Here is a 25,619-nt window from a genome sequence, read left to right as displayed (position 1 = left end):
TTAACGCCGCTATCTGGCACAACTGGAACACCGACGCATCCGTGAAACGGTCACTGACCGCCTACGACCACTGATATTTCACATCAACGATCTAGCACCGGATGACCATTCGTGAATCAGCGGCCCGCGTCTTCTGGCCGGGAAGAGGGGACTATCGACGAGGTACGTTGTTCTCTACTATGGGTACCGTGTCCTCTGCTCCGAGAATGACGATGCCCACGCAACGCGTGCTGCAGGTCCTGCTGGTCGATCCGGCGCGCGAGCACTACGGGCTGGAGATCTGCACGGCGGCCGGTCTGCCGAGCGGCACCATCCATCCCATCCTGGCCCGGCTGGAAGGATACGGCTGGGTCACCTCGTGGTGGGAGGAGGCCGACCCGCGCGAGGAAGGGCGCCCCCGCCGGCGCTACTACCGGCTCACCGAGGACGGCGCCGTAAAGGCGCGCGACGCCTTGGCCAACGCCCACAGCCCGCTCGCCGCGATGCCGCTGCTGCGGCCCGGCCACGCGGGCGGCCTCGGGTGAGCGCGAGACGGCGCGGCAGTGCTCGCCGCGAACCCGTCCGCATGCCTGCGAGACGGCGCGGCCGTACTCGCCGCAAGTCTGTCTACGTGCCCGCGGAACAGGAGCGGAGCATCTTCGGGGCCTTGTTCGGTGACGCTTTCGCCGTCATCGACTCAGCCCGCGACACGGCGATGCGGTGGGGCTACCGGCCGCTCGTGAATGCCGTCGGCCGCTGCCCCGGCTGGCTGAGCAGCCTGCCACGCATGGGGGCCACTGCCCGCGCCGTGCCGTTGATGATCATCTTGTCCTTTGTCCTGACGTTATCCGATGCCCGGCTGCGTGGAGGTCCGCTGCCCCTGTTCGACCCCGGCTCGGTCCTGGGCTTCATCGTCACCGGTACGCGCGACCTGCCCGCCGCGTTCGCCCGCGATCTGTTCCTCGTGGTGTCGTGCGCCATCGTCTGCCACGTGCTCGCCGCCGTGCTCGGCCGGGCCATGGGCGAACTGGTCCCGGTCCTCGCCCGGGTGGCCGTGCTCGCGCTCGCGCTGCCCTGCTTGCTGGCCTTCGCCGATGCGCGGCTGCGCGGTCGTCCGCTGCCCTCGTTCGATCCGGGCTCGGTGCTGGGCTTCGTCGTCGCCGGTGTGCGCGACCTGCCCACTCTTGAGGTGTCCCTGCTGCCCGCCGCATTCGGCCGCGATCCCGTCCTTGTGATGGTGTGCGCGCTCGCCCTCCTGACTTCGATCGCCCTGGTCAAAGCGCTGTTTCACACTTTCGACATCGGTGTGGCGCTCGTCTGGGGCCACACGGTGGCACTCCTGGCTCTCGCGCTCTTCGTCGTCGTGGCCACACTGACCACGCCCGTGGTCCTGGGGATCGCCACCACGCGAGTGATCGCCCGTCGTCGGTGGATCGTGGCAGGGGGACGGCTTGACCTCGTCCGGAACGAGGTGCCGGCACGGCTGGTGGCCATCGCCGCTGCGCTGCTTCCCGCCGCGTACCAGAAGGACTACGCCGAGCGGTTCGAGAGCGAACTCTACGACCTGACCCTCGTCGAAGGCGTGCGGTGGCGGCACCTGCTCGCCCACTCCCTGCGCGTCCTCATCCGGGTCGGACACCTGAACGCGGCACTTCGCTCCAGCCAGGAGAGGGCGAGCTCATGATCACGAACAAGATCGCGGGCGGTGGCGCAGCGGCGATGATCGCCACGCTGGCCCTCGTGCTCGGCGGTCCGTTCTTTCTTGCCACGGTGCTGGTCATGATCGGCGCCCTGTGCTGGGTCGTGGCCGATCGTCACCGCTCCTCCCACCTGGCCATGCTCATCCGCGCCCTGCGCCGGCGCCGCGACCAGCAACGTGGGAACGAGTGAGCCGCCGGGACGTTCGGCAGGAGTGCTCCGGTTGCGGGACGGACGCGCCGAAGGTCCGTGCGTTCCGCGCGCCTTCCCAGGGCGACGGCGCGGCGTAGGGGGTGCCGCCTTTCGCGAGGTGGCACGCCGCTTGGGCGACATGGCGAAGACCGGGCGGTGACCGCTTCGCCGTCCACGAAGCTGCGGGCAGGTCGTCAACCAGTCGGTGACCGTACGGCGGGCGTGTCCTTCCGGGCGGCGGTCTCGACGGCGGCGAGCAGGCTCGCGCGGGCGTCGGGCCCGAGGTAGCGCCCCCGGCTGACCACGGCGTGGATGCGCCGCGTGTTGGCGATGTCGGCCAGCGGGTCGGCGTCCAGGATCACCAGGTCGGCGAAGCGGCCGGCGGTCACCGTCCCGGAGACCCGTCCCAGCCCGGCGCAGCGGGCCGCCTCGGCGCTCGCGGCGCGCAGCGCGGCCATCGGCGACAGCCCGGCCTCGACGAGAAAGCCCAGCTCGGTGTGGAGATCGAAGCCCGGGAAGATGTAGGCGCCGCCGGCGTCGGTCCCCGCCACGACACCCACGCCCGCCTCGGCCATCGCCCCGAGCAGGCGCAGTTGGGCCTGGAAGTAGGCGGCCCACCGCTGAACCTCCTCGGGCGACAGCCGCGGCCGGTAGTACAGCACCTCCTCCTCCCACCAGCCGCGCACCGACGCCGGGATGTAGCGCAGCCGCGCGGTCAGCACGGGGTCGGTGAGCAGGTCTTCGGGGGTACGGCGGAAGCGTTGCAGGGTGGCCAGGGTGGGCGAGGCCCAGGTGCCGCGCCGTGCCATCGCGTCGAACAGTCGCGCGGCCCGCGCCGGATCGTACGTGGCCACCGCGTCCCGCTCCAGGTGCCACCACCGGCGGCCCCACCACTCGGGGTGGGCGGGATCGGCGGGCATCGCCGCCAGTTCGGCGTAGATCTCCGCCGCGCGGGCTGAGGTCGACATCCGCAGGCCGTACAGGTGCTCGACGCTGTGCTGCCCCAGCCGTACCGCGTCCTGGACCGGGACGCGTGCCGGCACGTGCCCGGCGAAGGGCAGCCGCAGCCGCCGTGCCTCGCTCGCCACCGCCGCGTAGGTGTCGGGGGCGAGGTAGGTGTAGACCTTGGCGAAATCCGCTCTTTCCCGGTGGGCCTTGCGCACCGCCGCGCGCGCCTCGGCCTCGGTGGTGACCACGTCGCTGCCCGGCCAGGCGCCCGGTGGCCCGTCGATCAGGTTGCTCGCGATCACCATCCTCGGCCCGACCAGTTCGCCCCGTTCGATGCGCCGCCGTACCTCGTGACTTTCCGGTGAGCCGGCCATCTCCCGGATGCACGTGACGCCGTGCACCACATGCAGCGGCGGGACGATGTCGGTCAGAGTCGCACTGTGCGTGTGCGTGTCCCACAGGCCGGGGATCACGTACTTTCCCCGCAGATCGATCACGTTCGCCTCGCTCGGCGCCCGCACCCGGCGGCCCGCCGCGACGATCCGGTCCCCGGCCAGCAGCACCGTCGCGCCGCGCACCGGCGCCGCCCCGCTCCCGTCGATCAGCGTGACGCCGGTCAGCGCGGTCAGCTTTGCCCTACGGCTCCCGCCGGGCAGTGCCCCGCCCGCCGCGAGGCCCAGTGCTCCGGTGAGCAGTTCTCTGCGGTGGAGAAAGGACACCTCGACCTCACTCGTGGTCGCCGTGAGGCCTTCATGGTCGGCTCGCCCCTCCAGCCCGTCAAGGCCCAGCTCGCACAGAGTCGGCGAACGGCCCACCTGCCGTATCGGGAAATCAGGTACCTTATTCTTAGATATCAGGTTCCTGATTCGAGGAGTGACATGAGAGTCATGATCATCGGGGCTGGGATGGGCGGGCTGACGCTGGCCCAGGCGCTGCGCGGCGCGGGCATCGACGTGGTCGTGCACGAGCGGGACCAGGCCGTGGAGTCCACCGGCGGATACCGGCTCCACCTGGACGAACGCGCCTGCCGGATCCTGCGCCGCCACCTCGCGCCGGGCCACTACCAGGCGCTGCTGGCCAGTTCGGCGGGGCTGAAGGCGTTCGCCCGGTTCGCGGTCGCCGACCACCGGATGCGGCTGCTGTTCCAGGAGCCGCGCGACGGGGCGTCGGAGACGCTCATGATCGGCCGGATCCCGCTGCGCCGGCTGCTGGCACACGGGCTGGGGGAGGCGCTGCGCCTGGGCTCGGAGTTCACCGGCTACCGCACGAACCCCGACGGCACGCTCACCGTCTCCTTCGCCGACGGCTGTACCGAGGAAGCCGACCTGCTGGTCGGCGCGGACGGCGTGGGGTCGCGGGTCGCGGCGGCGCTGGCCGGGCGGCCGACGTCGGTTCCGGTGGGGGCCAGCGGCATCGCCGCGCGCACGCCGCTGACCGCCGACCTGAGGCCGCTGGTTCCCGAGCTGCTGGCCGTTGGGCCGGCGCTGGCGTTCGGTCCTGGCGGCGCCGGGCTCTTCCTGAGCGTTCACGACCCCGGCTCGGGTTCCATGGTCGATCCGGCGGCCTGCGCCGAGGTCGCGCCGATCATCGAGGAGCCCGCGCTGATCTGGGGCCTGCTGGCGCCTGACCGGGCCTTTCCCGACCGGCCGCGAGACCTCGACGGTGCCGGGCTGATCCGGCTGACCGACCGATTGCTGCGCGGGTGGAGCACGCCGGTACGAGCGCTGGTACGCGCCGCCGACCCGGCCGCGACGGCCTACTTCCGTTTCCACGCGGCGGCCACGGACACCGATCTCACCCCGTGGCCCGCCGGGGCCGTGACCGCGCTCGGCGACGCCGTACACGCCATGCCACCCACCGGCGGCATGGCCGCGGCCACGGCGATCCGCGACGCCGACGTCCTCGCGGAGGAACTGATCCAGGTACGCGACGGCACGTCCACGATCCCGCTGGCGGTGCACCGCTTCCAGATCCGGATGGCCGGGTACGCCCCCGCCGCCGTGCGCGTGTCCATGCGGCCCTTGGGCTGGGTGAACCGGATGGCGAGCCCGCTGGGCACACAGGCCGCCCGGCTGGCCCTTCCGGCCTTGGCCTCGGCGACCCGGCTCGGCCGTACCCTGGCTGGAGCCCGCGGTGCCTGAGGCGACGGATGAGCCGGACCTGCCGCTCTGGGAGCTGATGCAGACCTCCTACGTCGTCGCCCGCGGGTTCACCGAGGTCTTCGCCACGGTCGGGCTGTCGCCGGTCCAGTTCGGCGTGCTGGCCTCGCTCGCCGACGGCGAGGACCTCAACCAGGCCGAACTCGCCCGAGTGATCATGGTGCGGCCGCAGAGTCTGGGCGAGGTGGCCATGGCGCTGGTCGAGCGGGGGCTCGTCGAGCGGGAGGGGCCGGGTGGCCGAGGCCGGCCCGCGAAGCTGCGGATCACCCCGGCCGGCCAGGAACTTCTGGACCGCGTCTTTCCCGCGGTGGCGGCGTTCAACGCCCCGCGGGCGATGGGCCTGTCGGAACGGGACGCCGCCGCGCTGACCCGGATGCTGCGCACGGTGCGCGGCACCCTGTCGGCCCGGGACCAGCCCGGCCACCGGTTGCACCTTCCGTAGCGGAATGTGGTGCGGTGGACTCACGTCCCGCTTCGCTGAGGAAGGCCACGCTCATGTACTCGTCCTTCATCCCGCCGCGCCAGGTCAGGATCGGTGACGCGGCGGCCTTCGTCGGCACCACGCCGCGGGCGATCCGGCACTACCACGAGATCGGCCTGCTCCCCGAGCCCGTGCGCGGCGGCGACGGTCGCCGCCGCTACGGCTACGAGGACATGATCCGGCTGCTGTGGATCCGCAGGATGGCCGATGCCGGGATCGCGCTGGACGACATCCGTGCCGCCTTGGCCGACACGGCCGCCGACAGCATCGCGGACATCCTGGAACGGCTGGAGGAATCCCTCCTCGCCCGGGAAGCGGACCTGCGGCGGCAACGGACCGCGGTGGGGCGCATGCGTACCGAGGGCAGCAGGATGGGGCTGCTCTCCGACTTCGTCACCGGCCGTCTCAAGAACCTGCCCGAGGGCTGCCTGCGCCAGGCGGACCTGGACAGCCTGCTGGTCACCGAGCGGATCTTCGGCCCGCTCGGCGCGGCCGTACAGGCCACCCGTTTCATCGCCCTGGCCACCCACCCGGACCTGCGGGCGGAGTCCGACCGTGTCGACGCCGCCGAGGACGCCCTCGATGACACGGTCGCCGTCGACGACCCGCGCGTGGCCCGGGTGGCCGCCGAACGGCGCGCCTTCGAAGAGGCGCTGCATGCCGTCATCGAGAACTCCGGTCTGGCGCGCAGCGACGACGCGCTCTTCGACGCCTGGGACGCCATCGCCGAGGAGGATCCTGTCGCGGGGCAAGTGTCCATGAGCGCCTTCGCCGCCACGGGCAAGCTGCCCCACGACTTCTCCCCGGCCCGCCGGCGCTGCATGGAGCTCGCCAGTCACCCTCTTCCCTGAAGGACCCGCCGGCCGCGCACCTCGGTTACCACTTCTGCCACTCGGACTTGAAGCACTTCATCGACCAGTACGTGAGCTTCGACATGCCGAAGATGCCCACGTACGGCGCGTGCCCCTGGAGGCACCGGACCTTCTTGATCATCGGAAGCTCCCACTTGCCGTTGGTGCACGCGGGGATGAACTTCTTGACGATCGGCTTCCCGCAGAGCCACCTGACGCTGGGCATCGGCCCGCGGGCCTGAGTGTCGGCGACGGCGGTGATCGATGCGGGCTGGGCCGATGCGGTCGTGGTCACGGACGCACCCGACGGCGTCGCCGCGAGGGCCAGGGAGAACGCTCCCGCCACGACCGCCGTGCTGATCTTCGCGATGGTCTTCATCTCGTCTCCTTCGGTTCGTCGCGCTCTTTCGAGCGCCTACGAGTGGAAGGTAGGGCGGGAGGAGTTGAGCATCTGTTGAGGATCCGTCAAGGCGCCGGGCGCCGGATTCCATCCTGGCGGGCGGTACGGGTTCACCCCTCCGGGTGAGGCAGGACCGATCCCGCCCGGCCTAGCTTCGAGACTGTGCGTTTCCTGCGTCTCCCACCTCTCAGCCGATCCGTGTACGGGCACGCCTGGCGTCGCACGTCCTTGAGATGACGGCGGCACCGAGACCAAGACGGCCGACCGCACGCACATCCTCGCGCCCGTACGAAACGAGGTCATCATGACTGCGTCCCCGACGCGCCCCAGTTCCGCCAGATCGACCACCAGCGATGTCACGTGGTTCTTCGCGATCGCCATCCTGCTGTGCTTCGCCATGTCCGTCCCGATGGTCTTCCGGCTCGTCTCGCCGGACCTCAACAACCTGATCACTCCGATCCTGCAACTGACTCCGCTGCTCGCAGCGATCATCATGTGGCTTGTCCGGCGAACCGGAACGTTCCGGGAGACGTTCGCCACCACGTGGCGCGGGACACCCAAGTGGGCCGGCATCGGCATCGGCCTCATCGCCGCGATCGCCGCGATCCAGACCGCCATCGCGCTGGCCTTCGGGATCTGGCCGCTCAACCCGCTCGACCAGATCCTCACGGCGACCATCTGGGTCCTTCCGGTCTTCCTCATGCAGTCGGTCTTCGCCATCGGAGAGGAGTTCGGCTGGCGCGGCTGGCTGGCGACGCGCGCCGCGTCATGGGGATTCTGGCGGCTGGCCCTGGTCAGTGGTCTCGTGTGGATCGTCTGGCACCTGCCGGTCCTCGCCGTCATCGGTGATCGGCCGTTCTGGGACATCGTCATCTACTACGCGGGCATGCTGCCGTGGGCGCCGCTGTTGCTGGCGCTTCGCTGGCGGTCGGGGAGCGTCTGGCCCGCGGTCCTGACGCACGGGGCGATCAACAGCGTCCGGGTGTACCTGCTGCAGTCCGTCCCCAACGCGACGGATCACCTGCTCATCGAAGTGATCGGCTGGATTCTCACGCTCGCCGCCGCGGTGTGGCTGATGCGCCCAGCCGTTGCGGGGCGGTAGCCGCGTTACGCGCGATCAGGAGGCGGGCGGTGGCGCGCTTCCGTTGTAGAACGGGTTCTCGGGCAGCCGATCGGGTGTGACGAGCAGCCGGATCACGCCGGCCTTGACCTGCCACGCGTTCCAGACGGTCCACCCGGGTCCGACCTGGTCCGCGGGCAGCGGGTCGAAGGATGACATGCCGCCCGTGGTCTCATCCATCCGAATGAGGCTGAACTGGACGGTCAGGTGACGCGCGCGTGCCTCGGCCAGGATGTCGGCCACGGGACGCCCTTCTCGCAACTTGACCCCGTCGAACATCTCGCCCGGCGCCATGGCCGAGTCGAAGTTCGCGTACTCCTCTCCCGGCTTCGCTTGGCGTCCCAGCCTGACATCCACCTCACCGGTGAAATCGGCGGGGATGCGCATCACCATGACGCAGTGGTCGTCCAGTCCTGGCCGGCACCCCGTGGGTGTCGTGCCCATGGCGAGCGGGACAACGCTGAGCCGGTCTGACCCGGCTTCCTGGCCGGGACGGGAGGAGCCGCCGGCGGCGATGATCGTACCCAGGATCTTCCCCGCACCGCCCGGCGAGGCCGGCACCGGACGCAGGCCGACGTTCAGGCCGACCGCGCGGAACGCCTGGGTGTACTTGTCGTGCTCGGCGAACGGATCCTTGATGCGGGCGACGTAGTGGTCACCTTCCAGGCGGATCTCCATCGCGGAGTTGGCGTAGGAGGCGGCCCCGCCCCGTCCGTCGTCCAGCAGGCTCGGGCCCACGACGATCCCTGTCGCGAGCACGACCGCCGCGCTCACGCCCAGCACCAACCGACGAGGACCATGCCGTCGGGTACGGCCGACGCCGCGTCCTTGGGCAGTGATCGAGGCCAGCAACGCCCGGGCCCCCGTCCCGGACGCGCGGCTGCCCGGCTGTCCGGGCTCGACCCGGGCCAGGGGCCTCAGCAGCTCGTTGATCTCATCGACGTTCCTCATAGCGACCTCCCCGCCGCAATCGTCCGGCTCTTCGCTGGAAAGCAGACACCGGCCTCGTCGAGCGCGCGCGAGAACCGCTTGCGGGCGCGATACAGCCTGATGCGTACGGCGTTGCGCGACAGCCCCAGCATCCCGGCGATCTCCTCGCGCCCCAGGCCCTCCCAGGCGACCAGCGAGAGCAGCTCCCGGTCGTCGTCGGGCAGGCTCCGGAACACCGTGCTGATCATGCTCAGTTCGATGCCGCTGTCCGGGGAGGCCCCGTAGAGATCGGCCATCTCCGCGTCCAGTTCGACGCTGCGCAGGCGTTGCCGGACCGCGCTCCGGCGGTGGTCGGCCAGCACCTTGCGGGCCACGCCGTAGAGCCAGAGCCTGGCCTCCTGCCCTGGAGGCAGTTCGTCCACCCGGCGCCAGGCAATGGTGAAGGTCTCCGCCACGACATCGGCCGCGTCCTGCGGGGAGTCACAGCGGCGCGCGGCGTAGGCCGCGATCTGGTCGTATGTCTCCCGGTAGAGGGCCTCGAACCTGGCCACCCCATCGTCATCCACGGGCGGTTCCCATGGCCGATCTCCTTCGTCAGTACGAAACGCGGACACTCCCGTACATGGCGAAAGACGTTCCATCATTTCGCGCCGAGCCAAGAAACTTCGGCGCCAGACCTCACCCGAGCCCGCCGACCGCGAGGCCCAAGATAGCGATCGCTGTTGGCAACGATTGCTTCAATCTCCGGGTCGGGGAGATACGGGAGGGGTATCTGAGGCTGCGCAGGCACGTCAGATTTCCTGCGTCACGCGGCCTTACAAGAGGTGTTCCACATGAGCTCGGCTTTTCACTACCGCGCCGTCTCCGACACTTCCTGGACCACGATCCAGGACCCGAAGGAGGGGTGCTACGACCTCCACTCGGACGCCACCCTCGCGCAGAACAAGACCAACTTCAAGGCTCTTCTCTACACGACGTTTTCGTGCAACGAAGACCACCTGCACCATGCGCTCATCCCCAACGAGACGTGGGACGGCGGCCTGACCACCATCAGGTCCGTCCGTTTCGAAGCGCCCTGACATGACGTCGCCGCCACCCGGTCAGGCGCCGAGCACCAGCGGTACGAGGAAGTAGATCTCGACGGCCTCGTAAGCCGCGCCGATGACGAAGAGCACGAGCGCCATGAGCGAGAGCCGGCCGAGCCGACTCAGGCCGCGCACATAGCCCTGCCGCCGCGTGGTGGCGTCCACGGTCGCCGGCCGGACCCAGGCCCTGCCCAGCAGGTACGCGCCGAACATCACCAGCGCGTATGCCTGGAACTCGATGAGAATGGTCGGCGAGTGCGGGATGAGAATCAGGGCCGACGTCCGGTTCACGGGCGCCAGGATGATTCCTATGTCGATCGTCTTGACGACGAAGACGAGAAGGCCCGCGAAGGGGATCACGAGCGACGGCAGAACAATGAGCGGCAACGCCGTCGCGAACACGTTGACCACGAAGATGGTCGTGCCGAAAACCCAGGGGTTGCCGATCACGGTGTTGACGAGCGCCCCTTGGCCGCCGTCGACGAACGAGGACGTACGCGCGGCGTGGAGATCGGGGAAGATCATGGCCAGCGCCATGCCGAGGAGCAGCACCCCGTAGACGAGGGCGTTGATCAGCAGGTACGCGCGCAGGTCGGCGCGGATGATCTGGAACGGTCTGCGAAGCAGGTTCATGATTCTCATGTCCGTTTCTCGGGTGATGTATCCTCGACGCCCGCCGGAGCGGGCCCGGGCAGGTCGGTCAGTTGCCCCCGGCGTCGAGCAGCCAGTGGTAGCGCAGACGCAGCGCCCTTTCCGTGCTGGCCAGCGCGGCGGCGAGGCCGAGCGCGAGGTTGAGCCAGAGCGGCAGGTGGATGGGGGAGGTGAAGGTGCCGAGGTTCTCGGCGATGGGCGGCACCCGCGAGATCGGCCCGATGATCTGCGGGAGGTTCAGCCCCACGCCGATCACGAGCATCACCACCGAGACGGCGGCGATCATGCGGCTCACCGCCGGATGATCACGCTCCAGACGGGCCCGCCGGCCCTCGCCCGATTTCGGGTCGGGAACAAGCTGGTGCTCCTCGCCCGTGGCGCTGACGTAGTGGCAGCGCCTGATCCCGAAACTGCTGGCCGCGACCTCGATGACGCCGCCCTCCACCGCAAACACGGCGGGAATCCTGGACTGGGCGTGATGGCGGCCGTCGAGATACAGATGCGCCGTGCTCTCGCCCGACTGCCCGCCCCAGCGCCGCACGTCAACGGCATAGGTCCCCGGCCGCCGGCCGTCCGACGAGGGCCGGAGATGGAACAACGCGCGCCCCAGCGGCACCTGCCACCAGCGAAACCGCTGGAGCGGATGCCCGTCGCCCTGCTTGACCCGCCGGATCGCCCGATTGCGCCGCCATCCCGCCAACACGATTGCCTCCACTCTCCGGCCGATGTCCATGACCCGACTAACACACTGTGCTAGTCGCGATGATGGCCAAGCTATCACAGCGTGCTAGTACAGTGTGATAGTGCCGGGAACGAGTGAGGCGGAGGCTCATGTGACGTCGGACGAGAACAAGCAGCTCAGCAGCAGGGACAAGGTGCTCCTGGCGGCGCTGCAATTGATCGGGGAAAATCCCGGGGCGAAGCTCAGCGTGCGAGCGGTCGCCGCCCGCGCGGGCGTGAGCACGGGATCCCTCCGCTTCCACTTCCCGACGCAGCGCGCACTCCAGGACGAGGTACTGACCCGCCTGTACGACGTGGTCGTCTCCGACGAGCGGATCCACGATCGGGACGTGCCGCCCCGCGACCGCCTGGTCGACTGCCTGCGCCAGGTCCTCGCCCCCGCCGGAGTCGGCGCCGGCGCACGGGAAGCCCAGCGCACCGTCTACGAACAGTTCATCGCCCCAGAACCGACCGAGCAGGTGCAGGAGGCCTACCTCGCCCTGGAACGGGAGGGACGGCGCCGCGTGGAGTACTGGCTGACCGTGCTCACCCAGGAAGGCGCCCTGGCCCCCGGCGACACCGCCCGGCGAGCGAAGTTCCTCCTCACCATCCTGAACGGCCTCGCCCTCGAACGAGCCCTGCCCTCCGACGGCTCGATCTTGCAGTCCGAGACCGACACCCTCTACATGGCCGTCGACGCCATCCTGACCCCCGAAAACCCCTGATGCTCCACCGGCCACCGACGACAAGAACCCGGTGAAACCTACGGCCCTCAGCCGTGCTGAGGGCCGTCAGGCGAAGTGGGAGGTCAGACGCCGAACGCCGCCGCGTAGCGGATGACGCCGCTCGGGACCGGCCGCTCAGGGTCGAGGGCGAGCGCCATCATGTACTTGTCCTCCACGTCGAACGGCGGGCGGATGCCGAACCCGGAAGCCGGGGTGAAGCCGAAGCGCGGGTAGTACTCGGCGTGGCCGAGCACCACCACCAGGTTCTCGCCCTGCTCGCGGGCGGCCTCCAGGGCGGCGCGGATGGCGGCGGAGCCGGAGCCCTGCCGCTGCTGCTCGGGCCGCACGGCGCACGGGCCCAGGGCGAGGGCGGGTGAGTCGCCGACGTGGCAGCGGGTGAGCAGCGCGTATCCGGCGAGGTCGCCGCCCGGGGTCTCGGCCAGCCAGGACAGGCTGGGCAGCCACGCCCGCGGGTCGGTCCGCAGTGCCTCGATGAGGTCGGCCTCGTGCGGGGTGGGGAAGGCGGCCAGGTTGATCTCGCGGATGGCGGCGACGTCGGCGGCGGTCTCGGGGCGGGTGATCCAGGAAGTGCTCATGGTCGGGTTCGTTTCCTTCCGCGGGATGCGGGACGTGGCCGGGTTTGGTGGGGGACGGTGGCCGGTCATGGCTGCCGGTCCCGGAATCTGTAGGTGGCGCGCAGGTGGCTGGTGATGGCCTTCTGCCGGTTGACGCGCTCGTCGCGCAGTCGGGCGTCGGTACGCGCTGCCGCCCACGCGTTCTCCCGTAGCAACTTGCGGTAGCTGCGCAGGCGGCGCTCGGGCAGTTCGCCGGCCTCGATGGCGGCCTGGACCGCACATCCCGGCTCGGTGTCGTGGGCGCAGTCGTCGAAGCGGCAGTGCGCGGCGAGTTCTTCGATCTCGGCGAAGACCTGCTCCAGCCCCTCGGCGGCGTCGTGCAGGCTGATCCCGCGCAGGCCGGGCGTGTCGATGAGGACCCCGCCGCCGGGCAGGGGGACCAGTTCCCGGCGGACGGTGGTGTGCCGGCCCTTGCCGTCCTGCGCGCGTACCGCTCCGGTGGCCAGCACTTCCTCGCCGAGCAGCGTGTTGCCGAGGCTGGACTTGCCCGCCCCGGAGGGCCCGAGCAGCACCGTGGTGCCGTGCAGCAGCGCGGCCAGCGTGTCGAGGTTGTGACCGGTGGTGACGCTGGTGACCAGGATGTCCACGCCGGGTGCCAGCGCTCCGGCCTCGGCTCGCACGGCCTCGGGGTCGGCGGCCAGGTCCGCCTTGGTCAGGACGATCACCGGCTGCGCCCCGCTCTCCCAGGCCAGGGCGAGCAGCCGTTCCAGTTTCGCCGCGTCCAGGGGAACGGCCAGGGAGACGGCGATGACGACCGTGTCGACGTTGGTGGCGAGCACCTGCCCGTGGGAGGACCCGGACGCCGACGAGCGCACGATCACGCTGTGCCGCGGCAGCAGGGTCACCAGGTGTGGTGCGCCGCCCGGCCGCAGCGCGGCCCAGTCGCCGGTGCAGGGCATGAGGAGCGGGTCGTGCGGGTACGGCGCGGCGAACGTGGCCCGCATCGGACCCGACCCGGTGACCACCGCGCACAGGCCGCGATCGACCCGGGAGACCCGGGCGGGAACGAGGCCCGCTTCGTGGTGTTCGGTGAAGTCTTGCTCAAGTGCGCTGGTCCACCCGTACCGGGACAGGCCGGATGGATCGTTGTACGTGTGTGACAACGTGAGAGACCCTTGCGGTGAAGGGGCCCCGACGAGACGCGGACATCACCCCGCCTGGCTCCAGGCTGGGGGAAGAAGTTGGGTCAGACCGGGGCCCGGGACGTGAGGTTGGTCCGGGCGCTGCGCATGGCAGCGGTCTTCACCGCGGTCATCAACCTCACCTCCCTCCCACGCCGATCCAACAAAGCAAGACGAACGGCAGCGTAGCATCCCTGTCCAGCGCTGCCACACCGCTGACCGGGCTCCCACGGGCAGAACGCCCGGTTCATCACTCCCAGACCAGCAGCCGGGACAACGTGATCAGGTGCGACGAGCTGACCGGCGTGAAGCCGGCGTACTTGGCCGCCACCAGCGCCTTCACCTGCTCGTCCCACTCCGCCAGCTCGATCCACGAATGCAGGTAGTAGTCGGTTCCGTTGGCCGCCCCGGTTCCGTCCACCCGCAGGCTGAACACGGGCGCGGTGGCGGAGCCGTTCCACATCTTGGTCGTGAGGGTGTTCTTGAGGGCGATCATGTCGGCGGTGGTCATCACCCGCCCGCGCCGGTGGGACTCCAGGAACGCCGACAGGTCGACGTTCGCGTGGGAGAGGTCCTCTTTCATGGTGGTGTAGGTGCCGTAGTTCCAGATGTACGCGCCACCGGAGTTGACCAGGTTCGACCTGGCCCACTGGGTGACCGAATCGGCCCGGGACAGGTAGGTGGGGTCGGCGTTGAGGCTGTGCAGGACCGTCAGCAGGTTCGCGAAGCCGAGGGCCATGTTGAAGGGCAGGTCGTTGGTGGTGCCGGTGTGGGAGAGGGTGTCCACGTTCGGGGGCTGGCGATAGGTGGTGCCGTTCCACGAATTGCCCAGGTAGGTGCTCTGCTCCCAGCGGGGGACGATCTCGGTCTCCAGGAAGGTCCGGTACGCCGCCGCCTTCGCGCTGTATGCGGACAGGGCGGGGGTCTGGGCCACCAGGCGGGCGAACTCCGCCATCGGCAGGCCGATCATGGCGTCGTGGACCATGTACGGGAAGCGGCCGCTCAGCTTCACCTCGTCGAAGGAGGCCGAGCCGGCGACCGTGTACGACGCGTGTTCCAGCCACACCCGAAGCTGTGGCCCGCCGGTGGGCAGCTTGCACTCGACCTGCTTGAACGTCCAGCTTGTCGAGGTGTAGTCCAGCGCGCAGATCGTCGTGGACCCGTTGCGCAGCACGATCCGGCCGGTCACCGACCCGGACTTCTTGCCCCATCCGCGCAGAACGTAGGTGGATCCGCCCTCGTAGGCGCTGTTGACGTTCTGGTAGAGCTTCTTCCACCTGGTCTGGTCGGAGACGATCCGCACCGACTGCGTCCCCGCGACGGCGTCGGTCGTGCGGGTGATGTGGCTGCCGGTGTCCTGGAAGCGGGTCCACGAGGCGGGCAGCGTGGCGTCCCCGGAGGCGGCGCTCTCGAAGCCCGTGTTGGCGATCTCGACCGGCGAGTACCGCTCGGTGCTCCACCCCAGGAACCCGTCCCCGTCCACGTCGTCGGCGTTGGCGACCACCGTGTCGGCGTGGGTGACGAGCTTGTCCAGCCAGGACGTGTCCTGCGTGACCCGGTAGACGTCCAGGTAGCTGCGCATGATGTAGCTCTCGCCCCACGCCAGGGTCGCGCTGCTGCGGTCGTTGTAGACGGAGGCGCCGATCTGCGCCTCCAGCGCCTTGTACTTGGTGAGCCAGGGGCTCTCCGCGACCACGGGCTGCGCGCCGCCCAGTGCGAGCGTCCCCGCCAGGACCAGGTTGAGTAACATCACGACCCCTTACGCGCGTGCCAGTTGAGGTAGGCCACGCAGCCCAGATAGGAACCGAGCTGCGGCTGTACGGCGCGGCCGGCATAGATGGCCCGCGCGTGCGTGAACACCGCCCCGTCCCACTGCGCCACGGCCATCCACCTCGGCGCCTGCAGATACTGCCCGGCGCCGGTCGTGCTGCCGGTGCCGTCGACGCGCTGGTAGGCGGTGGCGACGCCGTCCGCGCCGGGCGGCGCCACGAGGTTCTTGCTGTAGGTACGCGCGAAGCGCGCCATGTCCGCACCCCGGTAGAACAGCCCGTTGCGGAAGACGGCGGCGGCGAACTCCACGTCGATCGCCCCGTGGCTGAGGTCCTCGATCTGCCGCGCCGGACCGCCCGACGGCGTGAACTCCGACACGCCCTCGTCCTTGCCGAACCCCCGGTAGACCCGCCCGAACGTCGGCCAGTACGACCACACGTACGCGTCGTCGGCGTCGGCCCTCACCTCGCGCAGGAAGGTCCTGGCCATGCGCCGCGCCCGGTCGGCGTAGAAGGGGTCGCCGGTGGCGGCGGCGAGTTCGGCGTAGGTCTGGCCGAGGGCGAGGCTCTGGTTCGTGGGCTGCTCGGCGCCGTCGTAGGCGAGCGGGGTGCCCTTGTTCCACACGAAGTAGCCCAGTCCGTCCTCGGTCTGCCGCCACTCGTCGTCGTGGATGGCCGCCGCGTCCCGCGCCGCCTTGAGGTACTCCACCGCCTTGTGCCGATATTTCGGTACGGCCCGCAGCCGCGGACTCCGCAGCACGAGCCGGGCGAACGACGCCATCGGATAGCTGATCATCCCGGTGTGCACGGTGAAGATCACCGGCTGCGACACGAACGGCGTGGCGCCGAACACGGGCATCGCCGGGGCGTTGCGCAGGTCGCGCGCGGTCACCAGCGTCGGCGTCGGATAGGCGTCGAGGATCCGCCGGACCGCGTGGTCGGGCGAGGCCGGATCCAGCGACAGGTCGGTGAAGGTGGCCACCACGTTCGTGCGGTTGTTGCGCACCTCCAGCGTGAACCGGTCGGCGGAGCTGCCCGCCCGCACGGTCGCCACCGCGTTGTCGGCGTAGCTCAGCGCGGTGCGGATCTCGGCCAGTTCCTGCCCGCCCGCGTCCTTCAGCGTCACCAGGCCGACCGTGTAGGGCGCCATGGCCCGCCAGCCGGGCAGCGAACGTCCCCGGTGGTCGGTGACGCCACGCTCCGAGTCGCGCCCGGCCAGCACCAGGTCGATGTTGTGGATGAGGCGGTCGAGGTAGTGGGTGTCCCTGTACGCCTCGTACATGCGGATGAAGCCGGCCAGCACGTACGACTGGCCCCAGGCCAGGCCGCCGTGCTCGTTGGTGTCCGACGGCTGCCCGGCGGCGCCGCTGCCGTGGAAGGTCCGGTCGAACAGGTCGAAGGTCTCGCGCGTGGTGTAGTCGAGCGCGGTGGCGGCGCGAGCCGTGCCGGAAAGGGCCGTGCCGGAAAGGGCCGTGCCGGAAGCGGCGGCGAGGGCGCCGAGGGTGAACTGGCGGCGGGACAGGCGCATCAGGACCTCCGGGCGAACCAGTTGAGGTAGGCGACGCACAGCAACGTGGACCCCATCGGGGGCTCGACGGTGTGGTCGTCGTAGACCTTGCGGGCGTGCGTGAAGAGCTCCGGGTCCCAGCGCGCGACGGGCATGAAGCGGGGCGCCTGGAGGTACTGCCCGGCAGGGGCCAGGCCGCCGCCACCGTCGACGTAGAGGAACGTGGTGGCGACGCCGTTGTCGGTGGTGGCGAGGTTGCGGGTGTAGGTGCGGGCGAGGCGGGCCATGTCGTGGCCGCGCAGGCCGAGGCCGCAGCGGTGTGCGGCGCCGAGGAACTCGACGTCCACTCCGGCGTGGCTGAGGTCCTCCATCTGCTGCGCGCCCACAGGCGGCCGGCCGTACGACGGCGTCCATTCCGAGACGTCGTCGGCCTGCGTGTAACCGCGGTACATCACCCCGAACGTCGGCCAGTAGGGCCAGACGTAGGCGTCCTTGTCGTTGGTGCGCAGGTCGCGGGCGAACGTGCGGGTCAGGGCCAGGGTGCGCTCCCGGTAGAGGCGCTCGCCGGTGGCGGCGGCGAGTTCCGCGTAGGTCTGGCCGAGGCCGAGCGACTGGTTGTGGGGCTGCTCGGTGCCGTCGTAGGGGACCGGCATGTGCTTGGGCCAGACGAAGTGGCCGCCGTCGCGCCACTCGCGGTCGTGGATGGCCGCGGCGTCGCGGACGGCCCGGAGGTACTCACGCGCCTTGTCCCGATATTTCGGGATGCGCTGGAGTCTGGGGCTCTGGCGGACCAGCCGCACGAACGCGGCCATCGGATAGGTGATCATGCCGGTGTGCACCGAGAAGTGCACGGGCGCGGCGGCCATCGGGAACGTGCCGTGCGCGGGCGCCCCGGCGGCCAGGCGTTTGGCGGTGACCATGTTGGGCGAGGGGTAGGCGGCCAGGATGCGCTCGGGCGCGTCGTCGGCGGTCAGGTCGGCGAAGGTGGAGACGCGCTTCTTCTTCGGGTTGTCCACCACGATCGTGAAGCGCTCCGCGGAACTGCCCGCCTTCACCGTGACCACGGCGTCGCTGACGTTGGTCAGCGCGCTGCGCACCTCCAGCACCGGCGTGCCCGCGGCGTCCTTCAGGATCACGCCGCCGGCGGTGTAGCTGGTGTTGCGCCAGCCGGGCAGCGACAGGCCCCGGTAGTCGCTCACGCCGCGGGCCGAGTCACGCCCGGCCAGCACCAGGTCGGCGTTGTGGATGAGGCGGTCGAGGTAGTGGGTGTCCTTGTACGCCTCGTACATCCGGATGAAGGCGCACATCACGTACGACTGGCCCCAGCCGAGCGCGCCCTGCTCGTTGGTGTGGGTGGGCTGCCCGGTCAGCCCGCTGTCGTGGAAGGTCCGGTCGAACAGGTCGAACGTCTCCCGGGTGGTGTAGTCGTGGCCTGTCGTGCGGGCGGTCAGGGGTAACCCCAGCGCCATCGCGCCCAGACCGAACTGCCTGCGGGTCAACATCGCGATCAGCCTTTCACTGCGCCTCGCATGCCTTCGAGGACGTGGCGTTGCATGAGCATGAAAACGACGACCACCGGGATGATCGAGATGATGGTCCCGGCGGCCAGGGTCCTGACGTCGGTGCCGGTGATCCCGGCCAGGTAGGCGATCCCGAGCGCGATCGGGTACTTCGCCGAGTCCTTGAGCACGACCAGCGGCCAGATGAAGCTGTTCCACACCGAGATGAAGCCGAAGATGGCGAGGATGGCCAGCGTCGGCCGGGCCGCGGGCAGCATCACGTGCCAGAAGATGCGCAGCTCGTGGCAGCCGTCGGTGCGCGCGGCGTCCACGATCTCGCGCGGCACCCCGGCGAACGTCTGCCGGAGCAGGAAGATCCCGAACGCCGACAGCAGGCCGGGCAGGATCACCCCGGCATAGGTGTCGGCCATGCCGAGCTGCGAGACCACGAGGAAGCGCGGGATGAGCATGACCTCGCCCGGCAGGAACATCGTGGACAGGATCGCCAGGAAGATCAGGTTCCGCCCGCGGAAGCGCAGCCGCGCCAGCGGGTACGCGCACAGCGCCGACACCAGCACGTACGCCGGCACCATCGCCCCCACGTAGACGACCGAGTTGAGCAGGTAGCGCGGGAACGGGATCGCCGTCCACGCCTCCTTCACCCAGTCCAGGACCGGCGGCCGGGGCACGATGTCCGGCGGGAAGGCGAAGACCGCCTGGTCGGCCGGTTTCAGCCCCGACGAGAGCAGGATGAGGAACGGGCCGACGAAGACCAGGGCGATCGCGACGAGCAGGACGTACATCCCGATGTTGCGTGTTCTCACGACTTCCCCCTGGTGAGGCGGTGGTTGAGCATCGCCATCGCGATCATGACCACCCAGAGCACGAGGCCGATCGCGCTGGCGTAGCCCATCTCGTAGTGCTCGAATCCGGCCGACCAGATGTAGTAGCCGAGGGTCAGCGTCGCGTCCTGCGGCCCGCCCCTGGTCATCACGTAGACCGAGGTGAACGCCTGCATCGCGTCGAGCATCTCCATCGTGAACGCGACGGCGATGTAAGGGATCATGAGCGGCACGGTGATGCGCCGCAGCCGGTCCCAGGCGGTGGCGCCGTCGACGCGGGCCGCCTCGTAGAGCGAGGTGTCGATGGTCTGGAGCCCCGCGAGGTAGATCATCATGTAGAAGCCCATGCTCTTCCAGCCCTCGACCAGGATGAGCGCGGGCAGCGCCCAGAACGGGTCGAGCAGGTACTGGATCGGCTGGTCCAGCAGTCCGGCGCCGGTGAGGATCCAGTTGAGCACGCCCTGCTGGTTGAAGACGTACTCCCAGGCCACGGCCACCGCGACCATCGAGGTGACCACCGGCAGGTAGTAGAGCATCCGGAAGGTCCTGATCCCCGGCAGCTTCTGGTTCACGAGTACGGCCAGCAGCAACGGCAGCACGACCAGCAGCGGGAACAGCCCGATCAGGAACATGACCGAGTTGAGCGTGGCGGTCCAGAACTTCTCGTCGCCGAGCAGGCGGGCGAAGTTGTCCAGCCCGACGAACGCCGGTGGCGAGACCACGTCGTACTGCATGAACGACAACTGGATCGCGGTGACCGCGGGCCAGACGAAGAAGACCCCGAACAAGACCAGGGCCGGGAGGGCGAAGAGGTAGGGGGTGTACCACCGCTGTCCGGGCATTGGTAGTCCTAAAGATGGATAACGGCGGGCCAGAATTTTCTGCAGCGTACATAGCGCGGGGATTGACGGCAAGAGCACGTCCTGTCATTGTGCCGAAAGTAGCGATTAAGGACGGCCACATGTCAAGCAAGAGCTTCTTAGTAGCGGCGCTCGCGTTCTCCCTCCTCGCCACCGGCTGCGTCGCCGGAACCTCTGGAGCCGCGGAAGGCGGCAACGACCAGCCCTTCGAGGGCGAGGTCGAGTTCTGGACGATCAACCTGAAGAAGAACTACAGCGACTACATCAACGGCCTGATCGCCGACTACCAGAAGCGGCACCCCAAGGTCACGGTGAAGTGGGTCGACGTGCCCGGACAGGAGAGCGCGACGAAGCTGCTGGCGGCCGTGGCCAGCGGCGAGGTGCCCGACGCGGTCAACGTCAGCTCGATCGAGCTGGGCCGCTTCACGCCGTCACTCGAACCGCTCGACGCCTACTTCGCGCAGCAGGACCTCGCCGACTTCCAGCCGAACCTCGTCGAGCCGTTGCGTACCGGAGGGAAGCTCTACGCCGTGCCGTGGTACAACGGCGGCGCGCCCGTCGCCATGTACCGCAAGTCGGTCATGGACAAGGTGGGCTTCGACCCCGCCAAGCCTCCGGCCAGCTACGACGAGGCGCTCGCGCTGGCCGACAAGGTCTTCGACAAGACCAAGGTCAACGGCTTCAACGCCATCCCCGACCACAACGCGCTGCGCTACTACGGCATCGAGCTGCTCAGCCCCGACAAGAAGAAGGCCGCGTTCAACACGCCGCAGGCCGTCGAGGTGCTGGAGCGGTTCAAGAAGAGCTACGAGGCCAAGGGCATCGCGCCCGGCGCCGTCTCCAAGGACATCCGCAACCTCCCGCAGACGCTGGAGAACGGCCAGGTCGCCTTCAAGGCGCACGCCAACGCCGCCGAACTGCTCAACGTGCAGAAGAACGCGCCCGACGTCTACACGGACCTGCTCGTGACGCCGCCGGTCCAGATGAGCACCGGCGGCAACCTGCTGCTGGCCCAGCAGGCGTTCTCCATCCCCAAGGCGTCCACGAACAAGAAGGCCGCCGCGGAGTTCATCAAGTACTTCACCAACGGCGCCAACCAGCTCGCCTTCTGCAAGATCGTGCCGATCTACCCCTCGACGGTCTCCTCGACCAAGGACGCCTTCTTCACCGACGTCTCCGGCGCCGACCCCATGGCCGTGGCCAGGAGCGTGATCGTGAAGGGGCTGCCGCGGCTCAAGTACACCCCGATCGGCACCACCAAGGACGCCGAACTCGGCGAGCTGATCTCCGAAGAGGTGAGGGCCTTCCTCACGGGTACCAAGAGCGCGAAGGAAGCGCTCGACACTGCAGAGAAGCGATGGAATGACGCACTTGCCTAAGCTCAGAGTAGGGATCATCGGCGCCGGGATCATGGGCAGGGGCCACGCCGAGGTGCTCACCGCGCACCCGGACGTCGAGCTCACCGCGGTCTCCCGCGGCCCGCTGGGGGAGGCGGCCGTCTACTCCGACTACCGCGACCTGATCGCCTCCGGCACGGTCGACGCCGTCTCGATCACCACCCCCGACCACCTGCACGCCGACATGATGGTCGCCGCCGCGCGGGCCGGGCTGCACATCCTGGTCGAGAAGCCCTTCACCACGACCGTCGCCGACGCCGACCGCGCCGTCGCCGCCATCCGCGAGGCGGGCGTGATCGCGATGTGCCTGTTCAACCACCGCTGGGTGCCCGCCTACGCCCAGGCCAAGGAGCAGATGGGGCTGCTCGGCGAGCCGGTCGTGGCCTACGCCCGCAAGGACGACACCATTCACGTGCCCACCGAGATGATCCGCTGGGCCGACCAGACGAGCTGCGCCTGGTTTCTGTCCAGCCACGACATCGACCTGGTGAGCTGGCTCTACGACGACCGCGTGGTCGAGGTCTTCGCCACCGCCCGCCACGGCAAGCTGCGCGGCATGGGCATCGAGACCCCCGACGCCATGCAGATCCAGGCCCGCTTCAGCCGGGGCGCGATCGCCACCTTCGAATCGGCATGGATCTACCCGAACACCTTCCCGACCATGGTCGACAGCTACGTCACCGTCGTCGGCGAGGACGGCGTCATCCAGCTCGACCGGCAGAAGGAGAACATCCAGCTCGCCACCGCCAAGGGCTACGCCTACCCGCGCAACATGCTCCAACGGGTCGTCCACGGCGTGCCCGCCGGGGCCTACCGCGACGCCATCCACCACTTCGTCGACTGCGCCCGCACCGGGACACAACCGCTGATCAGCGTCGAGAGCTCGCGGGACGTGACCGCCGTGCTGGCCGCCGCGCACGAGTCCGCCCGATCCGGGCTGCCGGTGAGGCTCGCATGAGCGCCTACGTGGAGAAGCCGCCGCACGTCCACCCGACCAGGATGCGCCACATCCCCGACGAGGAGCTGCCCGCGCTGGGCCGTACCTGGAGATGGCGTGACCCCGTCCCGGCGGGCATGCCCGCGGACGGCGCCGACGACCTGATCGGCATCGAGGTCGACTTCCTCGACAAGGGCCACGGTCGCTCGCGCCTGTACGGTTTCCACTACCTGCGCTGGATGACCCCGCTGATCGCCGCCTACGCCGAGACCGGCGAGCAGCGCTACGCCGACACCTGGGAACGCCTGTTCCTGCAGTGGTACGCCGACCGCGACCGGGTCGAGGGCGACTGGCCCGGCCTGGACGTGGTCTGGTACTCGCTCGGCGTGTGCGCCCGGGGCATGTACCTCACCCACGCGCTGCACGTCTTCGGCGACGCCCTGGGCGAGCGGTGCCGCAGGGACATGCTGAAGACCGTCATCGGCGGCGCGCGCTGGTCGGCCGAGGAGCACGACGCGTTCCGCCACGGCAACTGGCAGTTCGCGAACGTCTGCGAGCTCCTGCACCTGGCCCGCGTCTTCGCCGACCTGCCCGAGGCCGAGTCCTGGGCGGAGGTGGCGCTGGCCCGCATCCACGAGCACCTGGAGCGCGACGTACGCGCCGACGGCGGCCACCACGAGCGCTCGCCCGGCTACCACGGCATGTGCCTGGACGCGCTCAAGCGGGCCGCCGCCGTCGAGCCTTCGCTGGCCGCCCACCCGCGCTACCCGCTCATGCACGACTGGCTGGCCGCGCTCATGACCTCGGGCGGCTGGGTGCCGCACTTGCAGGACAGCGGCGTGGTCTGGCCGGTCGGCATCGCGCCGGCGACCGGGCCGGTCAACCTGGAGGCCAGCGGATACGCGGTCATGCGCGGCGGCGGCTTCCACACGGTGATCAACTACGGCCCCTACGTCGGGCACGAGCTGGAGCCGCACAGCCACCACGCGGCGCTCGACTTCGTGATCGAGGGGTGGGGGGTGCCGCTGGCGTGGGAGGGCGGCGGGCCGCCCTCGTACGACGACCCCGGCTACTACGACTGGTACCAGGCGACCAGGGCGCACAACACGCTGCTGGTGCCGGGGCGGGAGTACGTGGAGGATCGGCGGGCCGCCTGCGACCAGTTCCTGATTTTTCCGGATAAGCAGGTCTTCGAGGGACATCACCACGGCTACGAACAGCGCCACGACCGGCGCATCGTCTTCGTGCCCGACCCCGGCTACTGGGTGATCACCGACCGGATCGGCACCGAGGCGATCTGGCAGCTCCACGGCCTGTCGCCCTGGCGCCGCCACGGGGACGGGTTCGTGACGGAGAAGGGGCCCGGGCTGCTCGCCGTACCCCTGCAAGAGCCCGACGAGGTCCTGCACGGGAACGGTCCCGCGCGCATCCCCGACCCCGAGGCCAGGACCGCCGAGTACGGCGAGATCCACACGCTGGGCCTGCGCCGCGCCGACGGCAGGTTCACCGTCGGCCTCTTCCCCTTCCGCGACCAGCCCCCCACGCTCCCCGACGGATGGACGGTTCATGCTGATCGACGCTGACGCGATGCTCGGCCGGCACCCCCGCAGGGACGTCGGCCAGGGCACGGTCACGCAGGCGCTGGCCAGGATGGACCGCTTCGGCATCGCCGAGGCGCTGGTGAGCCACAGTTGGTCCTGGTTGCACGACCCCCACCAGGGCAACCTCAAGATCCTCGCGCTGACGGACGGCCAGCCCAGGCTGCGCCCCTGCTGGGTCATGCTGCCCGACACCTGCGGCGAGAGCGCGAACTTCGTCACCTCCGCGCTCGACCACGGCGTGGCCGCCGTCCGCGCCTACCCCGCCGACCACGGCTACAACCTCGCGGGCAAGGACACCGCCCGCCTCCTCGACGCGCTCGCCGAGGCCGGGCTGCCGCTGCTGCTCGACGCGCCGCAGATCGGCTGGCCCGCCGTCGAGGCGATCGCCGCCGCCCGCCCCGGCCTCGCCGTCGTGGTGGGCGGCCTCGGGTACCGCCTGCTCAGGCAGGCCGCGGGCGTGCTCGCCCGCACCCCCAACGTCCATCTCGGGCTGGCCAACCTCTCCTCCCACTGCGGCCTCGAATGGCTCGTCGAGAGGTACGGCCCGCGCCGCCTCGTCTTCGGCACCGGCGCCCCCCTGCGGGACCCCGCGGAGAGCGTCACCCGGCTGCTGTGGTCGGAACTGGACGACGAGAGCGTGGCCACCATCGGCTCCGGCAACGTGCTGGGCCTGCTGCGTCAGGAAGCGAGGGCCGCGTGAGCATCGAGACCGCCGTGTGGAGCCGCCGTCCGCAGACAGGCGCGCGGATCGTGGACGCGCACGCGCACGCCGGGCCGTACAGCCTGTTCTTCATTCCGGACGCCGGGCCCGAGGCGATGGTACGGGTCATGGACCGCTGCGGGGTCGCCCACGCCGTGCTGTCCAGCCACCTCGCCATCCAGCTCGACGCCGCCGAGGGCAACGAGCGGACCGCCGAGATCGTGCGGGGGGCGCCCGACCGGTTTACCGGGTACCTGACCGTCAACCCCTGGCAGGACCCGGCCGGGGAGATCGACCGGTGGGGGGACGACCCGAGCTTCGGCGGCATCAAGCTCCACCCTGACCTGCACGACTATCCGCTCACCGGGCGGAGGTACGCGCCGGTGTGGGAGTTCGCGCAGCGGACCGGGTGCCCGGTGCTGACGCACAGCTACGACGGCTCGCCGTACAACGATCTCGCGCAGGTGGAGGAGGTGGCCGTCCGGCATCCGCGGGCGACCATCCTGGCCGGGCACGCCGGAGCGACGCCGCTCGGCTTCGACCTCGCCATCGAGGCGGCCCAGCGGCGGCCCGGGATCGTGCTGGAAGTCTGCGGCTCCTTCAACAGCGGGCCCGACATCGTCAGAATGGTGTCGGAGGTCGGCGCGGACCGGGTGGTCTACGGCTCCGACTTCCCGTTCATCGATCTTCGCATGTCGCTCGGCCGGGTAATCTTCAGTGGCCTCGCCGAGGCGGACCGTGCGGCGGTCCTCGGCGGGACGATGACGCGACTCCTGCAGTGGCGATCCGGACTGGAGAGATAACGATCATGG

Annotated in this window: 27 protein-coding genes; 14 read left to right on the top strand and 13 right to left on the bottom strand. The window is 69.9% G+C overall.

What is annotated here, in order from left to right; genetic code table 11:
- Positions 1-212 precede the first annotated feature (212 nt).
- The 3 genes from ACIBEJ_RS20470 to ACIBEJ_RS20460 all read left to right on the top strand — a co-directional run bounded on the left by ACIBEJ_RS20470 (position 213) and on the right by ACIBEJ_RS20460 (position 1,869).
- Positions 213-524, top strand: coding sequence for a PadR family transcriptional regulator (locus ACIBEJ_RS20470; RefSeq protein WP_397184308.1), 312 nt, complete (start codon positions 213-215; stop codon positions 522-524).
- 86 nt (positions 525-610) lie between these two features.
- On the top strand, positions 611-1,663 hold the full coding sequence (locus ACIBEJ_RS20465; RefSeq protein ID WP_397184307.1) for a hypothetical protein: 1,053 nt from the start codon (positions 611-613) through the stop codon (positions 1,661-1,663).
- Positions 1,660-1,869 (top strand): hypothetical protein, encoded by a 210-nt coding sequence (locus ACIBEJ_RS20460; RefSeq protein WP_397184306.1) that lies wholly within the window; start codon positions 1,660-1,662, stop codon positions 1,867-1,869. Before ACIBEJ_RS20465 ends, ACIBEJ_RS20460 begins: the two co-directional genes overlap by 4 nt.
- Positions 1,870-2,063: 194 nt before the next feature.
- Here the strand turns inward: ACIBEJ_RS20460 and ACIBEJ_RS20455 are convergent, their stop codons facing one another.
- The gene (locus tag ACIBEJ_RS20455; protein WP_397184305.1) at positions 2,064-3,536 is read right to left on the bottom strand and encodes an amidohydrolase family protein; all 1,473 of its coding nucleotides are present in this window, start codon (positions 3,534-3,536) and stop codon (positions 2,064-2,066) included.
- A 159-nt stretch (positions 3,537-3,695) separates the two neighbouring features.
- Here ACIBEJ_RS20455 and ACIBEJ_RS20450 point away from each other — a divergent pair, with 159 nt between their 5' ends.
- From ACIBEJ_RS20450 to ACIBEJ_RS20440, 3 genes are read left to right on the top strand one after another with little or no spacing between them, the layout of a single operon-like run.
- The gene (locus tag ACIBEJ_RS20450) at positions 3,696-4,958 is read left to right on the top strand and encodes an FAD-dependent oxidoreductase (RefSeq protein ID WP_397184304.1); all 1,263 of its coding nucleotides are present in this window, start codon (positions 3,696-3,698) and stop codon (positions 4,956-4,958) included.
- The gene (locus ACIBEJ_RS20445) at positions 4,951-5,418 is read left to right on the top strand and encodes a MarR family winged helix-turn-helix transcriptional regulator (RefSeq protein ID WP_397184303.1); all 468 of its coding nucleotides are present in this window, start codon (positions 4,951-4,953) and stop codon (positions 5,416-5,418) included. Before ACIBEJ_RS20450 ends, ACIBEJ_RS20445 begins: the two co-directional genes overlap by 8 nt.
- 53 nt (positions 5,419-5,471) lie before the next feature.
- Positions 5,472-6,308, top strand: coding sequence for a MerR family DNA-binding transcriptional regulator (locus ACIBEJ_RS20440; RefSeq protein ID WP_397184336.1), 837 nt, complete (start codon positions 5,472-5,474; stop codon positions 6,306-6,308).
- Positions 6,309-6,333: 25 nt separating this feature from the next.
- Here ACIBEJ_RS20440 and ACIBEJ_RS20435 read toward each other — a convergent pair whose 3' ends face one another.
- Positions 6,334-6,687 carry a hypothetical protein gene (locus ACIBEJ_RS20435; RefSeq protein WP_397184302.1) on the bottom strand — a complete coding sequence of 118 codons (354 nt, stop codon included), beginning with the start codon at positions 6,685-6,687 and terminating at the stop codon, positions 6,334-6,336.
- Positions 6,688-7,012: 325 nt separating this feature from the next.
- On the opposite strand from ACIBEJ_RS20435, the gene ACIBEJ_RS20430 reads away from it, so the two are divergent.
- Positions 7,013-7,810, top strand: coding sequence for a lysostaphin resistance A-like protein (locus ACIBEJ_RS20430; protein ID WP_397184301.1), 798 nt, complete (start codon positions 7,013-7,015; stop codon positions 7,808-7,810).
- A 15-nt stretch (positions 7,811-7,825) separates the two neighbouring features.
- On the opposite strand, the gene ACIBEJ_RS20425 is transcribed toward ACIBEJ_RS20430, so the two are convergent.
- Positions 7,826-8,779 carry a hypothetical protein gene (locus tag ACIBEJ_RS20425; protein WP_397184300.1) on the bottom strand — a complete coding sequence of 318 codons (954 nt, stop codon included), beginning with the start codon at positions 8,777-8,779 and terminating at the stop codon, positions 7,826-7,828.
- Positions 8,776-9,324, bottom strand: a complete 549-nt coding sequence (locus tag ACIBEJ_RS20420; protein WP_397184299.1) for an RNA polymerase sigma factor — start codon at positions 9,322-9,324, stop codon at positions 8,776-8,778. The genes ACIBEJ_RS20425 and ACIBEJ_RS20420 overlap by 4 nt, the downstream gene beginning before the upstream one ends.
- Positions 9,325-9,591: 267 nt before the next feature.
- Here ACIBEJ_RS20420 and ACIBEJ_RS20415 point away from each other — a divergent pair, with 267 nt between their 5' ends.
- Entirely contained in the window at positions 9,592-9,837 is a 246-nt protein-coding gene (locus ACIBEJ_RS20415; protein WP_397184298.1) for a hypothetical protein, read from the top strand.
- Between the two features lie 21 nt (positions 9,838-9,858).
- On the opposite strand, the gene ACIBEJ_RS20410 is transcribed toward ACIBEJ_RS20415, so the two are convergent.
- Positions 9,859-10,485 carry a stage II sporulation protein M gene (locus ACIBEJ_RS20410; protein ID WP_397184297.1) on the bottom strand — a complete coding sequence of 209 codons (627 nt, stop codon included), beginning with the start codon at positions 10,483-10,485 and terminating at the stop codon, positions 9,859-9,861.
- A 58-nt stretch (positions 10,486-10,543) separates the two neighbouring features.
- Positions 10,544-11,227, bottom strand: a complete 684-nt coding sequence (locus ACIBEJ_RS20405) for a hypothetical protein (protein ID WP_397184296.1) — start codon at positions 11,225-11,227, stop codon at positions 10,544-10,546.
- Positions 11,228-11,327: 100 nt separating this feature from the next.
- Between ACIBEJ_RS20405 and ACIBEJ_RS20400 the strand changes: the two genes are divergently transcribed.
- The gene (locus ACIBEJ_RS20400; RefSeq protein WP_397184295.1) at positions 11,328-11,939 is read left to right on the top strand and encodes a TetR/AcrR family transcriptional regulator; all 612 of its coding nucleotides are present in this window, start codon (positions 11,328-11,330) and stop codon (positions 11,937-11,939) included.
- A gap of 83 nt (positions 11,940-12,022) precedes the next feature.
- On the opposite strand, the gene ACIBEJ_RS20395 is transcribed toward ACIBEJ_RS20400, so the two are convergent.
- From ACIBEJ_RS20395 to ACIBEJ_RS20365, 7 genes are all read right to left on the bottom strand, one after another.
- Positions 12,023-12,535: a GNAT family N-acetyltransferase gene (locus ACIBEJ_RS20395; protein WP_397184294.1), complete on the bottom strand. Its 513-nt coding sequence runs from the start codon at positions 12,533-12,535 to the stop codon at positions 12,023-12,025.
- A 65-nt stretch (positions 12,536-12,600) separates the two neighbouring features.
- Positions 12,601-13,677: a ribosome small subunit-dependent GTPase A gene (rsgA, locus tag ACIBEJ_RS20390; protein ID WP_397184293.1), complete on the bottom strand. Its 1,077-nt coding sequence runs from the start codon at positions 13,675-13,677 to the stop codon at positions 12,601-12,603.
- Between the two features lie 268 nt (positions 13,678-13,945).
- A complete protein-coding gene (locus ACIBEJ_RS20385; protein WP_397184292.1) occupies positions 13,946-15,445 on the bottom strand; it encodes a hypothetical protein in 1,500 nt (499 codons plus the stop codon).
- Positions 15,445-16,992, bottom strand: coding sequence for a hypothetical protein (locus ACIBEJ_RS20380; RefSeq protein ID WP_397184291.1), 1,548 nt, complete (start codon positions 16,990-16,992; stop codon positions 15,445-15,447). Before ACIBEJ_RS20380 ends, ACIBEJ_RS20385 begins: the two co-directional genes overlap by 1 nt.
- The gene (locus tag ACIBEJ_RS20375; protein WP_397184290.1) at positions 16,992-18,473 is read right to left on the bottom strand and encodes a hypothetical protein; all 1,482 of its coding nucleotides are present in this window, start codon (positions 18,471-18,473) and stop codon (positions 16,992-16,994) included. The genes ACIBEJ_RS20380 and ACIBEJ_RS20375 overlap by 1 nt, the downstream gene beginning before the upstream one ends.
- 5 nt (positions 18,474-18,478) lie before the next feature.
- Positions 18,479-19,294, bottom strand: a complete 816-nt coding sequence (locus tag ACIBEJ_RS20370; RefSeq protein WP_397184289.1) for a carbohydrate ABC transporter permease — start codon at positions 19,292-19,294, stop codon at positions 18,479-18,481.
- Complete coding sequence (locus ACIBEJ_RS20365; protein ID WP_397184288.1) at positions 19,291-20,154, bottom strand: carbohydrate ABC transporter permease; 864 nt, start codon at positions 20,152-20,154, stop codon at positions 19,291-19,293. Before ACIBEJ_RS20365 ends, ACIBEJ_RS20370 begins: the two co-directional genes overlap by 4 nt.
- A gap of 119 nt (positions 20,155-20,273) precedes the next feature.
- On the opposite strand from ACIBEJ_RS20365, the gene ACIBEJ_RS20360 reads away from it, so the two are divergent.
- Genes ACIBEJ_RS20360 through ACIBEJ_RS20340 form a run of 5 tightly spaced genes read left to right on the top strand, consistent with a single transcriptional unit; the run spans position 20,274 to position 25,610 of the window.
- Positions 20,274-21,551, top strand: coding sequence for an ABC transporter substrate-binding protein (locus tag ACIBEJ_RS20360; protein ID WP_397184287.1), 1,278 nt, complete (start codon positions 20,274-20,276; stop codon positions 21,549-21,551).
- Positions 21,535-22,527 (top strand): Gfo/Idh/MocA family protein, encoded by a 993-nt coding sequence (locus ACIBEJ_RS20355; RefSeq protein ID WP_397184286.1) that lies wholly within the window; start codon positions 21,535-21,537, stop codon positions 22,525-22,527. The genes ACIBEJ_RS20360 and ACIBEJ_RS20355 overlap by 17 nt, the downstream gene beginning before the upstream one ends.
- The gene (locus tag ACIBEJ_RS20350; RefSeq protein ID WP_397184285.1) at positions 22,524-24,089 is read left to right on the top strand and encodes a heparinase II/III family protein; all 1,566 of its coding nucleotides are present in this window, start codon (positions 22,524-22,526) and stop codon (positions 24,087-24,089) included. The genes ACIBEJ_RS20355 and ACIBEJ_RS20350 overlap by 4 nt, the downstream gene beginning before the upstream one ends.
- On the top strand, positions 24,073-24,807 hold the full coding sequence (locus tag ACIBEJ_RS20345) for an amidohydrolase family protein (protein WP_397184284.1): 735 nt from the start codon (positions 24,073-24,075) through the stop codon (positions 24,805-24,807). Before ACIBEJ_RS20350 ends, ACIBEJ_RS20345 begins: the two co-directional genes overlap by 17 nt.
- Complete coding sequence (locus ACIBEJ_RS20340; protein ID WP_397184283.1) at positions 24,804-25,610, top strand: amidohydrolase family protein; 807 nt, start codon at positions 24,804-24,806, stop codon at positions 25,608-25,610. Before ACIBEJ_RS20345 ends, ACIBEJ_RS20340 begins: the two co-directional genes overlap by 4 nt.
- The last annotated feature ends 9 nt before the right edge of the window (positions 25,611-25,619 follow it).

Origin of the sequence: Nonomuraea sp. NPDC050790 (genome assembly GCF_044456745.1) — a bacterium.
Classification (GTDB): Bacteria; Actinomycetota; Actinomycetes; order Streptosporangiales; family Streptosporangiaceae; genus Nonomuraea.
This window is presented reverse-complemented; position numbering and strand designations above follow the sequence as displayed.